At 61.2% G+C, this 14,966-nt stretch carries 10 protein-coding genes; 5 read left to right on the top strand and 5 right to left on the bottom strand.

Going from position 1 to position 14,966, the window contains the following annotated elements; all coding sequences use genetic code 11:
* The first annotated feature begins 139 nt into the window (after window positions 1-139).
* On the top strand, window positions 140-1,771 hold the full coding sequence (locus AC4PS6_RS23330) for an AMP-binding protein (protein WP_020302344.1): 1,632 nt from the start codon (window positions 140-142) through the stop codon (window positions 1,769-1,771).
* 638 nt (window positions 1,772-2,409) lie between these two features.
* Here AC4PS6_RS23330 and AC4PS6_RS23325 read toward each other — a convergent pair.
* Genes AC4PS6_RS23325 through AC4PS6_RS23315 form a run of 3 tightly spaced genes read right to left on the bottom strand, consistent with a single transcriptional unit; the run spans window position 2,410 to window position 4,704 of the window.
* Window positions 2,410-3,312, bottom strand: a complete 903-nt coding sequence (locus AC4PS6_RS23325; protein WP_020302343.1) for a hydroxymethylglutaryl-CoA lyase — start codon at window positions 3,310-3,312, stop codon at window positions 2,410-2,412.
* A 16-nt stretch (window positions 3,313-3,328) separates the two neighbouring features.
* Window positions 3,329-3,721, bottom strand: coding sequence for a MerR family transcriptional regulator (locus AC4PS6_RS23320; protein ID WP_003192195.1), 393 nt, complete (start codon window positions 3,719-3,721; stop codon window positions 3,329-3,331).
* 53 nt (window positions 3,722-3,774) lie between these two features.
* A complete protein-coding gene (locus tag AC4PS6_RS23315) occupies window positions 3,775-4,704 on the bottom strand; it encodes a LysR family transcriptional regulator (RefSeq protein WP_014718952.1) in 930 nt (309 codons plus the stop codon).
* Between the two features lie 151 nt (window positions 4,705-4,855).
* On the opposite strand from AC4PS6_RS23315, the gene AC4PS6_RS23310 reads away from it, so the two are divergent.
* The gene (locus AC4PS6_RS23310; protein WP_014718951.1) at window positions 4,856-6,085 is read left to right on the top strand and encodes an acyl-CoA dehydrogenase; all 1,230 of its coding nucleotides are present in this window, start codon (window positions 4,856-4,858) and stop codon (window positions 6,083-6,085) included.
* Window positions 6,086-6,206: 121 nt separating this feature from the next.
* Here AC4PS6_RS23310 and AC4PS6_RS23305 read toward each other — a convergent pair whose 3' ends face one another.
* Together AC4PS6_RS23305 and xthA are read right to left on the bottom strand one after the other, a co-directional pair.
* Window positions 6,207-7,538: a substrate-binding domain-containing protein gene (locus AC4PS6_RS23305; protein ID WP_336826975.1), complete on the bottom strand. Its 1,332-nt coding sequence runs from the start codon at window positions 7,536-7,538 to the stop codon at window positions 6,207-6,209.
* Between the two features lie 197 nt (window positions 7,539-7,735).
* Complete coding sequence (xthA, locus tag AC4PS6_RS23300) at window positions 7,736-8,548, bottom strand: exodeoxyribonuclease III (protein WP_014718949.1); 813 nt, start codon at window positions 8,546-8,548, stop codon at window positions 7,736-7,738.
* A 166-nt stretch (window positions 8,549-8,714) separates the two neighbouring features.
* Between xthA and AC4PS6_RS23295 the strand changes: the two genes are divergently transcribed.
* From AC4PS6_RS23295 to AC4PS6_RS23285, 3 genes are all read left to right on the top strand, one after another.
* Window positions 8,715-9,365: a GNAT family N-acetyltransferase gene (locus tag AC4PS6_RS23295; RefSeq protein WP_014718948.1), complete on the top strand. Its 651-nt coding sequence runs from the start codon at window positions 8,715-8,717 to the stop codon at window positions 9,363-9,365.
* Between the two features lie 64 nt (window positions 9,366-9,429).
* A complete protein-coding gene (locus AC4PS6_RS23290) occupies window positions 9,430-11,157 on the top strand; it encodes an autotransporter assembly complex protein TamA (RefSeq protein WP_014718947.1) in 1,728 nt (575 codons plus the stop codon).
* Window positions 11,157-14,843 carry a translocation/assembly module TamB domain-containing protein gene (locus tag AC4PS6_RS23285; RefSeq protein WP_336826974.1) on the top strand — a complete coding sequence of 1,229 codons (3,687 nt, stop codon included), beginning with the start codon at window positions 11,157-11,159 and terminating at the stop codon, window positions 14,841-14,843. Before AC4PS6_RS23290 ends, AC4PS6_RS23285 begins: the two co-directional genes overlap by 1 nt.
* The last annotated feature ends 123 nt before the right edge of the window (window positions 14,844-14,966 follow it).

Below are 14,966 nucleotides of genomic sequence, written 5' to 3'. Positions count from 1 at the left end.
CTTAATGTGAGCTTGTTGTTGTGTGGGCGGGGCGCGGGAGGAGGGCGCTCACCTTTACGTTAACGTAAGCTTGCGTTACGGCGCTGTCAATCGTAGTTTACGTATACGTCAACCTACAAAAAAGATAACAGGGGTCGTTATGGATCAACTGCACCCGAGCTACAGCCGTGGCTCCCAGGACAAGACCTTGCTGGCCATGACCATTGGCCAGGCATTCGATCACACCGTTGGGCAGTATCCAGATGGCGAAGCCTTGGTGGTGCGCCACCAGCAGCGGCGCTACACCTGGCGGCAGCTGGCCGAGACGGTTGAGCTGCACGCCCGCGCGTTCCTCGCCTTGGGTATGCAAACCGGTGACCGCCTGGGTATCTGGGCGCCTAACTGTGCCGAGTGGCTGATCTGCCAGGTGGCAAGCGCCAAGCTCGGGGTGATCCTGGTCAATATCAACCCGGCCTATCGCAGCAGCGAATTGGACTACGTGCTCAAACAATCCGGCTGCCAATGGCTGGTATGCGCCGGCTCGTTCAAAAGCTCCGATTACCACGCCATGCTCCAGGCGCTGAAGCCCGAGCTTCGCGGCCTTCTCAGCCTGGACCCCAGCCCGCCGCCTGAATTCATGCCCTGGTCGCAGTTGGCGGCCCTTGGCGCAGGCGTGCCGCCCGAGCACCTGCACAGCCGCCAGGCCAGCCTGCATTTCGATCAACCCGTGAATATCCAGTACACCTCCGGCACCACCGGCTTCCCCAAGGGCGCCACCCTCAGTCACCACAACATCCTCAATAACGGTTACATGGTCGGTGAAAGCCTGGGCCTGACGGCAGGGGACCGCCTGGTGATCCCAGTGCCGCTGTACCACTGCTTCGGCATGGTCATGGGCAACCTCGGTTGTATCACTCACGGCACCACCATGATCTACCCCAATGACGGCTTCGACCCGTTGCTGACGCTGAGCGCCGTCGCCGAAGAACAAGCCACCGGCTTATATGGCGTGCCGACCATGTTTATTGCGCTGCTCGATCACCCACGCCGGGCCGAGTTCGAGGTGTCCAGCCTGCGCACCGGGATCATGGCCGGGGCGACATGCCCGATCGAGGTGATGCGTCGGGTCATTCATGAGCTGCACATGGCAGAGGTGCAGATTGCCTATGGCATGACTGAAACCAGCCCGGTGTCGCTGCAGACCGGCGCAGATGACGATATCGAACGGCGTGTCACCACGGTGGGCCGCACCCAACCGCAACTGGAAACCAAGATTGTCGACGAGGCCGGTAACACCGTGGCCCGTGGCGTGATCGGTGAACTGTGCACCCGGGGCTACAGCGTGATGCTGGGTTACTGGAACAACCCTGAAGGCACCCGTGAGGCCATCGACGATGCCGGCTGGATGCATACCGGTGACCTGGCGACCATGGATGAGGAGGGTTACGTGTGCATTGCCGGGCGTAACAAGGACATGATCATTCGTGGGGGGGAGAACGTTTACCCGCGGGAGCTGGAAGAGTTTTTCTTTACTCACCCGGCGGTGGCGGACGTGCAGATCGTTGGCATCCCGGATGAGCGTTATGGCGAAGAGATTGTTGCCTGGATCAAGTTCCATCCCGGTCAGGTGGCCAATGAGTTGGAGTTGTTGAGCTGGTGCAAGGACCGCATCGCCCATTTCAAGACGCCCAGGTATTTCAAGATCGTGGATGAGTTTCCGATGACGGTGACGGGCAAGATTCAGAAATTTCGGATGCGCGAGATTTCCATCCAGGAGCTGCAAGCGCGCTGACAACGTCAAGCCCTGGGAGCTGGCTTGCCTGCGATGGCGGCCTGACTGCCGGCCCACATCTACCTGATACCCCGCGAACCTGCTGTGCCACCCAAATAGTGAAACCCAGAAAGCACAAAGGGGACCCGAAGGTCCCCTTTAATTTGTCGTTGCGTGCTCTTTTCTTATTATTGAGGGGCGGCCTGTTGTTGTTTTTGGTAGCCGTGGCCCGTACCGCTTTTTTTGGCGACCCCCATCCGGGGTCAAGAGCAAACGTATTTTTTTGAACGCTGACCTGCTTCTTCGTAAACGATCCAACCAGTGGGTAGCTACCTGAGGTAGTTTTATTTTTCTCTATCCGGTTGCGGGTTGCGGCATGCCGTACCCTGGGAAGCACATCTTCTCCAAAAAAATCTGTTAGCTGCGTCTCTGCCGTGTTGTTTTTGTTATGTCAGAGTCGTTTCGTCTTATTTTTATTAGGTTTGGCGCTTTTTATTCTTGTTATGACATAGAGATAGCAGAAGGCGTGCCAACTTTTTAAAAGCCTTTAAAATCAACGAGTTGGTTTTTTGTCAGTATTTTCTTTCAGTTTGCACGGCGGATTTTGTTCCCGCGTTACCCGTTATGCCGGGAAGCGGTAACACATTCTCACAGCTGTGCTACTCACCTGCGTTACGCACCTTCGCCACGCGGGAACCCGTAGGCCGTCCCAGCACCTGGCTGATCTGCTGGCCGGCGCCAATCAAGCGTTCCAGGTCGATGCCCGTGTCGATGCCCAGGCCGTTGAGCAGGTACAGCACGTCCTCGGTGGCGACGTTACCGCTGGCGCCTTTGGCGTAAGGGCAGCCGCCCAGGCCTGCGATTGAGCTGTCGAACACCGTGATGCCTTCCAGCAGGCTGGCGTAGATGTTAGCGATGGCCTGCCCGTAGGTGTCATGGAAATGCCCGGCCAGCTTGTCCCGTGGCACTTTGGCGCCGACCACTTCGAACAGGCGCCGGGTAGCGCCCGCCGTGCCGGTACCGATGGTGTCGCCCAGGGACACTTCATAGCAGCCCATGGCATACAGCTCGCGGGCGACGGCCGCCACTTGCTCCGGGGCGATCTCGCCTTCATAGGGGCAACCCAGCACACAGGACACATAACCGCGCACGCTGACGCCGTGCTGCTTGGCGGCGGCCATGATCGGTGCGAAGCGCTCCAGGCTTTCGCTGATGGAACAATTGATATTGCGCTGGGAGAACGCCTCGGACGCCGCCGCAAACACCGCGACTTCCTTGACCCCGGCCGCCAGCGCATCCTCGAACCCGCGCAGGTTCGGTGCCAGTGCGCCATAGGTCACGCCGGGCTTGCGCTGGATCTGCGCAAACACTTCGGCTGAACCTGCCATTTGCGGCACCCATTTGGGCGAGACAAAACTACCGACTTCGATATAGCTCAAGCCAGCGGCGCTCAACGCGTCTACCAATCTGACTTTATCCGCCACGCTGATGGGCTGGGCTTCGTTCTGCAAACCGTCGCGCGGGCCGACTTCAACCAGGCGTACGTGGGAGGGGAGGGACATGGCAGTTACCTTCTGGTCAATGGCCGGCTTGGCTGATGGTCTGCGCCAGGGCCTGGGTGCAACGCTCTTCAGCGGTGTCCAGTTCCAGCTTCATCTGTTCGATATCCAGCAGTTGTTGTTCCAGCTGTTCACGGCGTTCGGCGATCTTGGCCAGCATGCTGTTGAGTTGGATCTGGTTGCCGCCGGTGGGGTCGTAGAGTTCGATCAGTTCGCGGCATTCGGCCAAGGAGAAGCCGATGCGCTTGCCACGCAGGATCAGCTTGAGGCTGACCTTGTCCCGCGCCGAGTAAATGCGCTCCTGACCCCGACGTTCGGGGGCCAGCAGGCCTTGTTCTTCATAGAAACGAATGGCGCGGGTGGTGATGTCAAGCTCGCGGGCGAGGTCGGAGATGCTGTAGGTGGTGCTCATGGCGGTGCTCAAGGAAGTCTTGGCGCTAAGCTAATTGCAGGTTGACGTAAACGTCAAGGCTGCTGGGCTTTCTTTTCCTGGGCCGTCACCTGCTGGCACAACTCGATCATCTGTTCACGCATCCAGCGGTTCGCCGGGTCCTGGTCGGTGCTTTCGTGCCAGTACAAATGGGTTTCCACCGGCGGCACGTTGTTGACCGGCAAATGGAACCAGTGCAGTTCATGACGGCGAGCGAAACGCTCGGGCACGGTCATCACCATGTCGGTCTGTTGCAGCACCTGGGAGGCCATCAGGTAATGCTGGGAACGCAGGGCGATCTTGCGCTGAATGCCCATCTTGCCCAAGGCCAGGTCCACATAGCCCAAACCGTTGCGGCGGCTGGAAATATGGATATGGGTCAGCGACAGGTAATCATCCAGCGTGAATTTATCCTTGCCCGCCATCGGGTGGCCCTTGCGCATGGCACACACGTAGCGGTCTTCCATCAGCTTGACGTGACGCACCTGCGGGTCGGTATTGAGCGGCGCATCCACGGCAAAATCCAGGCGCCCGGCGGCCAGTTCCTTGGTGGTTTCGCGGCGTTTGGACAGGAAACTCTCGATCACCACGGTCGGCGCCAGGCGACGCAGGCGCTGGAACAGCAGCGGCAGGATCACGGCCTCGGTCAGGTCGGTCATGCTGATGCGGTAGGTCTTGGCCGCCTGCTGCGGGTTGAAGATGCGGCTTTCCTGCACCGACACGCGCAACAACGACAACGCATTGCGCACCGGGCCGATAATATTCTGCGCCATGGGCGTGGGCACCATGCCTTGGGCGGTGCGCACGAACAGCGGGTCGTTGAAGGTCTCGCGCAACCGTGCCAGGGCGTTGGACACCGCCGGCTGGGTGATACCGACGATCTGCCCGGCGCGGGTCAGGTTGGCTTCGGTGTAGATCGCATCAAAGACGATGAAGAGGTTGAGATCGACCTTGCTCAGATTCATTTCGTTGCGCTCTTATTGTGAGGTGCTCATACGCCGATCATATATCGGTGATGAATGTTAATACACGGCGAGAATAGGCTAGGTAAATTATGAGCGCTGTTCTAGCATCGAATGCATGACCTAAACAACCTCTCAGAGAAGGGAGCTGCTCATGGATTTCGCCTATTCGCCCAAGGTTCAGGAACTGCGTGAACGCGTCACTGCGTTCATGGACGCTTATGTCTACCCAGCCGAACCGGTGTTCGAACGCCAAGTCAGCGAAGGGGATCGCTGGCAGCCCACGGCAATCATGGAAGAGCTCAAGGCCAAGGCGAAGGCCGAGGGCTTGTGGAACCTGTTCCTGCCGGAATCCGAACTGGGCGCCGGCCTGAGCAACCTGGAATACGCACCCTTGGCGGAAATCATGGGCCGCTCGTTGCTGGGCCCGGAGCCATTCAACTGCTCCGCTCCCGACACCGGCAATATGGAAGTGCTGGTGCGCTACGCCAACGAAGAACAGAAGCAGCGTTGGCTCGAACCCTTGCTGCGCGGCGAGATTCGCTCGGCTTTTGCCATGACCGAACCGGACGTGGCGTCCTCGGACGCCACCAACATGGCCGCCCGCGCCGAACGCCAGGGCGACGAGTGGGTGATCAACGGCAAGAAGTGGTGGACCTCCGGCGCCTGCGACCCGCGCTGCAAGATCCTGATCTTCATGGGCCTGAGCAACCCCGATGCACCGCGTCACCAGCAGCACTCGATGATCCTGGTGCCGGTCGATACCCCAGGTGTGAAAATCCTGCGGCCGCTGCCGGTATTCGGTTACGACGATGCGCCCCACGGCCATGCCGAAGTGCTGTTCGACAATGTGCGCGTGCCTTATGAAAACGTGTTGCTGGGCGAAGGCCGTGGCTTCGAGATCGCCCAGGGCCGCCTTGGCCCAGGCCGCATTCACCACTGCATGCGTTCGGTCGGCATGGCCGAACGCGCATTGGAATTGATGTGCAAGCGCTCGGTCAGTCGCACTGCCTTCGGCAAGCCTTTGGCGCGATTGGGCGGCAATATCGACAAGATCGCCGACTCACGCATGGAAATTGACATGGCGCGCCTGTTGACCTTGAAAGCGGCGTACATGATGGACACCGTGGGTAACAAAGTGGCGAAAAGCGAAATCGCCCAGATCAAGGTGGTGGCGCCGAATGTGGCCTTGAAGGTCATCGACCGCGCGATCCAGATGCACGGCGGCGCCGGGGTGTCCAATGATTTTCCGCTGGCCTATATGTACGCCATGCAACGCACCCTGCGCCTGGCCGACGGCCCGGACGAAGTGCACCGTGCGGCGATTGGCAAGTTCGAGATTGGCAAATATGTGCCGCGGGAATTGATGCGCGGCGGGCAGTAACACCGATGATCGTTCCCACGCTCTGCGTGGGAACGCCTCCCGTGACGCTCTGCGTCACCCTTTCAAGAGCGGACGCGGAGCGTCCAGAGCGGCATTCCCACGCGGAGCGTGGGAACGATCCTCAGTACACCCAAACCTCCACCCGCCGATTTTTGATCCGCCCCTCATCCGCAGTATTGGCCGCCACCGGCATCTGTGCGCCAAACCCGCGAATATCCTTGAGCACCACGCCGCTCTTGACCAGCTCCCGGCGTACTGCCATCGCCCGCAACTTCGACAACAATGCCGCACGTTGCGGATCATTCTTGGTGTCGCCAAACCCCACCAGCGTCACCTGTTTATTCAGCTTGCCGTGGCTTCTGATATAGGCGACCACCCGCTGCACATCCTGGCGCGCCTTATTGTCGAGGCTGGCGCTGCCCTCGTCGAAGCGAAAATTCACCGTCAGGCGCTGAGCGTCTCGGGCGATGGCCTGGTAGTCGTCGGGCATCGACGGGCGCGGCGCGACACCGATCGCTTGCACCTGCTGGGCGATGAAGCCATTGGCAGCCACAATCGCCTGGCCCTTGCTGCCTTGGGAAAACTCCACCAACGCCTTGGCCCATGGGTTGCGGGAAGAGGGCGGCAAGTAGAAGAACAGCCGACGTGACAGCGGGTAATCCTCGGTGGCGATCAGGCTGGTCAGCGGCAACATCGGTTGCGAGTCGCCGTCGACAATCGCCACCGCCTTGGCCTGGCGCACAGAGGGCAGGCCGATAAAACCGATGCCCTGGGGGTCCTGGCTCACCGCATCGGACAGCTGTTCGCTGGATTCAAAGCGCTTGGCCGAGGGTGCAAGCGGTTGGCCGCGTCGGCTCAGCACCAGTTCGCGGAAGGTGTCGAAGGTGCCGGATTGATCATCCCGGGCATATAAATGAATGGGCCCGCCTGTACCTCCCAGCGCCTCCCAGGTGCTGACCTCGCCGTTGAAGATCTGCGCCAATTGTTCGGTGTTCAGGGTACTGAGCGGGTTGCGCGGGTTGACGATGATTGCCAGGCCATCAATGGCGATCACATGCTCGGCGCCTGGGCTTTTCAAGTCCCCCAGGGGATCGAGGTCCACCAGCTCGCTGTCTTTGATCGGGCGGGACGCTGCGGCGAGGTCGGCGCGGTTGTTTTTCAGCGCCGCAAAGCCGGTGCTGGAACCGTGGGCCGCCACCTCGATCGTGACCGTCTGGCCTTGGCGTGTCTTGCCGACCACGCGCTGCTCATTCACCCCGGCACCCGGTTCAGCACGCACATCCTGCAAGCCCTGATACTCCATCAAGCCTTTGACCAGCGCCGGGCCGAGTGCCGCGCCGATGGTGTTGGAGCCCTGGATGCGCAGGGCCGGGCCTTGGTCGGGAATGGACAGAGGGGCCGCCACGGCGGGGAGTGCGATTGCAAAACACAGGAACAGAACGCGCAGCATCATGCCGGCACCTTCTCAAACCGAGGGAGTGCCGGGAGATTAAGTCAGTTGGATTGCAGTCATATGACCGACACAACACAAATCAACTGTGGGAGCTGGCTTGCCTGCGAAAGCGTTAGTGCAGCAGCAGGTGCGGTGACTGACACACCGCCTTCGCGGGCAAGCCCGCTCCCACATTCAGATCTTCACCAAGCCAACTGTCAGCTCAGTTCCAACCAGATCGGCGCATGGTCCGACGGTTTCTCCAGCCCACGCAAATCATAATCCACCCCGGCGTCCTTGACCCGTGGCACCAACCCGGTGGACGCCAAGATCACGTCGATGCGCAGCCCGCGCTTGGGCTCGTCCTCAAAGCCACGGCTGCGGTAATCGAACCAACTGAAACGGTCGGTCACGTCCGGGTTGAGGTGGCGGAAGCTGTCGACCAGGCCCCAGTTCTTCAAGCGTGCCATCCACTCGCGTTCTTCCGGCAGGAAGCTGCACTTGCCGGTTTTCAGCCAGCGCTTGGCGTTGTCGGCGCCAATGCCGATGTCGCAGTCCTCTGGGGAAATGTTCACGTCGCCCATCACCACCAGTGCCTGGTCATTGCTGAACTGGGTTTCCAGCAAGTGCTGCAAGTCTGCATAGAAGCGCTGTTTGGCCGGGAACTTGGTTGGGTGGTCGCGGCTTTCGCCCTGGGGGAAGTAGCCGTTCATGATGGTCACTGGGTGGCCGTTTTCATCGGCGAAGGTGCCCCAGATAAACCGACGCTGGGCGTCTTCTTCATCGCTGGCAAAGCCTTTGTGCACGCTCAACGCTTCTTTGCGCGAGAGCAGGGCCACGCCGTAGTGGCCTTTCTGCCCGTGGTAGTACACGTGATAACCCAGGGCCTGCACTTCGGCCAACGGGAACTGATCATCGTGGACCTTGGTTTCCTGCAAACCGATCACGTCCGGTTGATGCTTTTCAATCAGCGCCGCCAACTGATGAGGGCGAGCACGCAGCCCGTTGATATTGAAGGAGACGATTTTCATGGTCGGCAGTCCAGTCTGGCAAAAGGGCGATGCTAGCCGACAAGTCGGACGGGGGCCAGCGTGGCGGTAGGGTGAATGCGCTGCTAAGGTGGGAACGACTGGAGCTGTGCAGGTTCGTACCCATAAGAACGCCATGTTTGAGTGGCGCCCAGGGAGATTGATTGTTATGCCAGACACTTCGACGGCCACTGCCGAAATCCGCCTGCTCAATAGCGGCTACTCCCGTGAAGCGCGATCCCTGCTGTACCAGGCGTATCGCCATGAGCCGACCTTCGCCTACATCTTCGAAGCCGAGCGGCCGGGCTATGAGCAGCGAGTACGTGCCACCGTGCGCGAACTGGTCAAGCAGCATTTCTTCCAGAAACTTCCGGCCATCGGCCTGTTCGTCAACGACCGGCTGATCGGCATCGCCCTGATTGCACCGCCGCAACGGCGCCTGGGCATCACCGAAAGCTGGGCCTGGCAGATCCGCATGTGGCTGAGCACAGGCGTGCGCGGTACGCGGCGTTACCTGGAATACCATCATGCCGTCATGGCGTGCCTGCCCAACGAGTCTGTGCATGTGCTGCCGCTGCTGGGCATTCACCCGCAGTTTCAGGGCAAGCACCATGGTGAGCAGTTGCTGGAAGCGGTACACAATTGGTGTGCCGACGACCCGCATTCATCCGGCGTGGTGCTCGACACCGGCAACTCCCGTTACCTGGATTTCTACAAGCGCCAGGGCTATGAGGAAATCGGCGAAGTCGCCGTAGGGCCGGTGCGCGAGCATGTGTTTTACCATCCCAATCCCCAGGCGTTACATCCTGCAACGGCTTAGAACAGAATTATTCAGACTAATCCTGGTTCAAAGTTCCTCCCTCGCTCGTGTAGCATCCGCGCCTATGAAGTTTCCAGGAAGATTTACCAGCGGCTTGATTCTGCTGTTCACAAGCTGCGGCGCATTGGCGCAAAGCGAACTGGACGTGCGGATCAAACCCTCAAACGACGCGCTGAAAGCCAACATCGAAGGCTATATCGGCGGTGTGGGCGATCGTGATGAAGAAGCCTTGCTGCGGTTCAGCCGTGGCGCCGAGGAGCAGGCGCGCAAAGCCGCGCAGGCCTTGGGCTACTATCAGCCACAGATTGCCAGCGAGGTGAAGGGCGGCAAGAACCCGCGCCTGACCCTCACCATCGACCCCGGCGAACCGGTGCATTTGCGCAACGTGACTCTGCGGGTCGATGGCCCGGCTGCGAGCCTCAAGGCCTTTCGCGTGCCCGCCAGCGACGACCTCAAATCCGGCGCCGTGCTCAACCACGGCCATTACGAAGACGCCAAGCGCCTGATCCAGAACCAGGCCTCGCGCTACGGTTTTTTCAGCGGGCGCTTCACCAGCCAGAAACTTGCCGTAGACCCTCAAGCGGGCGTGGCCGACATCGAACTCATTTACGACAGCGGCCCGCGCTACAGCATGGGCAAGGTCAGCTTTACGGGCGACACGCCCTTTGATGAAGAGCTGTTGCAGCGCATGGTGCCGTTCAAACCCGGCACGCCCTATGACTCCGAACTGGTCGCCGAACTCAATCAGAACCTGCAAGCCAGCGGCTTCTTTGAAGGCGTGCGCGTCGACGCCAGCCCCACCGCCGCCACCGATGACGTGATCCCGGTGGCGGTGCAACTGGACACCCGCAAGCCGCGCACCATGGGCCTGGGCCTGGGTTACTCCACCGACGTCGGCCCACGGGGCAAAGCCAACTGGACGCGCCATTGGGTCAACCCCCAGGGCCACAGTTATGGCTGGGAAGCCGAACTGTCGGCGCCGCGGCAGAACGTCGGGCTGTGGTACGACATCCCGCTCGACCCGCCGCTCACCGACAAACTGCGCTTTGCCGGCGGCTATCAGAACGAAGAGATCGCCAACACCGACACCTTGAGCAAGCTGCTCACCATCGGCCCCGAATGGCACAGCAAGTTGCCCAGTGGCTGGACGCGTGTGATCTCCCTCAAGTACCAACGCGAGGAATACCGCCTGGGCAATGACTCGGGCCTGAGTAACCTGCTGATGCCGGGCGTGAGTTATTCCTACCTGCGCAGTGACAACCGCATCGACCCGCACCATGGTTACCGCCTGATGTTCGACACCAAGGTCGCCAAAGAGGGGCTGGGGTCTGACACCAACCTGCTTTACGGCACGGCCACCGTCAAAGGCCTGACCACCTTGTGGGACAACCACCGCTTCCTGGGCCGTGCGCAATTTGGCGGCAGTGCCACCAACGGCTACAAATCCGTGCCGCCGTCGTTGCGCTTCTTTGCCGGTGGTGACCAGAGCGTGCGCGGTTACGAGTACCAGACCCTGTCGCCAGAGAACGATCGCGGCGATCGCATCGGTGGTCGCTACATGGTGGCCCTGAGTGCCGAGTATCAATACTCCATCACCGACAAATGGCGTATCGCGACTTTTATCGACCAAGGCAACTCGTTCAACAACCTCGACCTGCCGAGCCTGAAAACCGGCGTGGGCGTCGGCGTGCGCTGGGTCTCCCCGGTGGGGCCGATTCGCCTCGACCTGGCCCATGCCCTCGAAGATCCGGGCGGCGTTCGCTTGCACTTTTCCATGGGGCCTGAGCTGTGATGCGTGGTTTGAAAATAGCGGGGCTGGCGCTGGTCGCCATCCTCGTGCTGTTGCTGTTGACGCTATGGACGGTGCTCGGCACTCAGGCGGGCAGCCGCTGGGTGCTGGGCCAGGTGCCGGGCTTGAGCGTGGAGAATTTTCATGGCCGCCTGGGCGGGCAGTGGAGCGCCGACCATCTGCTGTGGCAGCAGGATGGCAGCCGCGTCGAGTTGAATGCGCCAAAGTTTGACTGGTCGCCCGGCTGCCTGCTTCGCATGACCCTTTGCATCGACCAATTGGATGTGGAGCAGGTCAGCCTGGAATTTGCGCCCAGTACCGACGAAAGCAGCAGCGGGCCGATCCAGTTGCCTGAGCTCAAGCTGCCGGTTGCAATCCAGTTGGGCGATGTGCGCATCGGTCGCCTGCTGTTCAACGGCAGCGAAGAACTCAAGGGCCTGCAACTGGCGGCGCATTGGACTGGCGCCGGTATGCAGATCGACTCGGTACATTTACAACGCGACGACCTGGTGCTGGACCTCGCCGGCCTGCTGCAACCCACCGGCGACTGGCCGCTGAACGCCACCGGCAACCTCAGCCTGCCCTACGCCCCAGGCGGTGTTCCCTGGAGCGTTGCGCTCAAGATCGATGGCGACCTGCTCAAGACCCTCAAGCTCGACGCCGACAGCAGCGGCTACCTGCCCGCCAAGCTCACTGGCGAGCTGCAACCCCTGGTGGAAAACCTGCCGGCGCAGGTGCACATCACCTCCGAATCGTTCAAACCCAGCGCAGACCTGCCCGATACCCTGCAACTCAACCAACTGGACCTGAGCGCCAAAGGTGACCTGAGCAATGGTTACCAATTGCTGGGTAAAGCCGTGCTACCGGCCGAAAAAGGCCCGGTGGATTTACTGCTCAAGGGCAAGGTTGACGCCAAGGGCGCGCAGGTCGCCGGTCTGGACCTGACGGCCGGCGACAAGCAAAGCCTCAAGCTCAGTGCCAACCTGGACTGGCAGCAAGGCTTCAGCGCGGACGCCAAGATCGACTGGCTGGATTTTCCCTGGCACCGCCTCTATCCGGTCATCGACGAACCGCAAGTGACCTTGCGCACCTTCAACGGTGAAATCTCCTATAAAGACGGCAACTACCTGGGCAATCTCAAGGCTGACCTCGACGGCCCGGCGGGCAAGTTCAATGTGGTCACCCCCTTCAGTGGCGACCTCAAGCAGGTCTTCCTGCCTGAGCTGAAACTGAGTGCCGGCCAAGGCAAGGCCGAAGGCCACCTGAACCTGCAATTTGCCGACGGCATTGCCTGGGACACCGCCCTGGATCTGTCGGCGCTGAACCCCGCCTACTGGGTCGCAGAGTTGCCCGGCACCCTGGCCGGGCCGCTGCGCAGCAAAGGCGAGTTCAAGAACGAACAGCTCAAGCTCAACGCAGACCTGGACCTCAAGGGCCGCCTGCGCGGGCAAACCGCCGTGCTCGCCGCCAAGGCCGAAGGCGCCGGCGAACAATGGACCCTCGCCAACCTGGACATCCGCCTGGGCGACAACCGCATCAACGGCAGCGGCAGCCTGCAACAACGCCTGGCCGGGCAGATCGACATCAAGCTGGCGCGCCTGGCCCAGCTGTGGCCGCAACTGCGCGGGCAAGTCAACGGGCGTGTCGAGGTGGCCGGCACCTTGAAAGCCCCTCAAGGCAAGCTCGACCTCAAGGGCCAGCAACTGGCCTTTGCCGACAACCGCCTGCAAAGCCTCAACCTGGACGCCAACCTCGATAGCGCCCAACGCGCCAAGCTCGATCTCAAGGCCAGCGGCATTCAAAGCGGCGAGACGCAAGTTGGCAACCTCACCGCCAGCGCCCAGGGCGATATCAAGAGCCAGAAGGTCCAACTGGCCCTGACTGGCCCGCTGGTCAAGCTGGCCCTGGCATTGGATGGCAACCTCGACAAAGACAACTGGCGCGGGCGCCTGGCCAGCGGCGACGTGCAAGCCGGTGGCCAGGACTGGCGGCTGCAAGCCCCGGCAAAAATCGAGCGGCTGGCCGATGGCAAGCTGACCTTTGGCGCGCACTGCTGGGTCTCCGGCGGCGCCAGCCTGTGTGGCGAAGACCAGCGCCTGATGCCCGAGCCGAAGTTGCGTTACCACCTCAAGCAATTCCCCCTCGACAGCCTCGCGGGGTTCTTGCCCAAAGACTTCGCCTGGCAGGGCAGGCTCAACGCCGATGTGCAACTGGACCTGCCCCAGAGCGGCCCAAAAGGTGTGGTCGCGGTGGACGCCAGTGGCGGCACCCTGCGCGTGCGCGACAAGGGCCAGTGGCTGGATTTCCCCTACGACACCCTGAAACTGGAAACCACTCTCAACCCCAAGCGCATCGACACCCAGCTGAATTTCCGTGGCGGCAAGCTCGGCGAGCTGTTGTTGCAGGCGCAGATCAACCCGTTGCCGAACAACAAGCCGATCACTGGCACGTTCAGCCTCACCGGCCTGGACCTCGCCGTCGCGCGGCCCTTTGTGCCGATGGTGGAAACGCTCAACGGCAAACTCAACGGCAATGGCCGTATCTCCGGCGGCTTGCTCGCGCCCCTGGTCAACGGCAACCTGAACCTTGTGGACGGCGAAGTCTCCGGGCCGGAACTGCCCATCAGCCTCGAGGGCCTGAACCTGCAGGCGCAAATCGCCGGCGAAAGCGTGCAGCTCAACGGCGGCTGGCACAGCGGCAAAGCCGGGCAGGGCAGCCTCAAGGGCCAGATCGACTGGGGCCGCGCCCTGGTGGTCGACCTTAGCCTCAAAGGCTCGCAACTGCCGGTCACCGTGGAACCCTACGCCAAGCTGGAGGTAGCACCCGACCTGAAGATCAGCCTAAAGAACGACAAACTGGCGATTGCCGGCAAAGTCCACATCCCCCGTGGCGATATCACCGTGCGCGAACTGCCGCCTTCGACGGTCAAGGTGTCCGACGACACCGTGATCATCGGCAGCCAGACCGAAGAGGGCAAAGCGCCGATGGCCATGGCCATGGATATCGACGTGGAGGTAGGCGAAGACCAGCTCAACTTCGCCGGCTTCGGCCTCACCGCCAAGGTCCAGGGCCATGTGCATATCGGCGACAACATGGACACCCGCGGCGAGCTGTGGCTCAACGACGGCCGCTACCGCGCCTACGGCCAACGCCTCAACGTGCGCCGTGCACGCCTGTTGTTTGCCGGGCCGCTGGACCAACCGTTCCTGGATATCGAAGCTGTGCGCGTGGTGGTCGAATCGTCGCGCACCGTGACCGCTGGGATTCGCCTGAGCGGCAGCGCCGAACAACCCACCACGCAGATCTTTTCCGAGCCGGCCATGGCCCAAGAAGATGCGTTGTCATACCTGGTGCTGGGCCGTTCGCGCACCAACACCGGCGAAGACAACAACATGCTCGCCGAAGCCGCCTTGGGCCTGGGCTTGATGGGCAGCGCGGGGGTGACCTCGGACATTGCCAACAAGCTGGGGATTCAGGACTTTGATCTGGACACCCAAGGCACTGGCAACAGTACGGCGGTGGTGGCCAGCGGCAAGATCAACGAGAAGCTCAGCCTGCGTTATGGGGTAGGGGTGTTCGAGCCGGCCAATACCATTGCCTTGCGCTATTTGCTGAGCAAGAAGGTGTACCTGGAAGTGGCGACGGGTGTCGCCAGCTCTCTGGATATCTTCTACAAGCGCGATTTCTGACCGGTATCCGGTAAAAATGTGGGCGGGGGCTTGCCCCCGATAGCGGTGGGTCAGCTACAAACAAGTTGACTGACATACTGTTATCGGGGGCAAGCACCCTCCCACATTTTGGTTTTCATTTCA

The organism is Pseudomonas sp. DW-iso17 (genome assembly GCF_058725345.1).
Note: the sequence above shows the minus strand (reverse complement) of the source record. Positions and strands in the feature narration are given on the sequence as shown.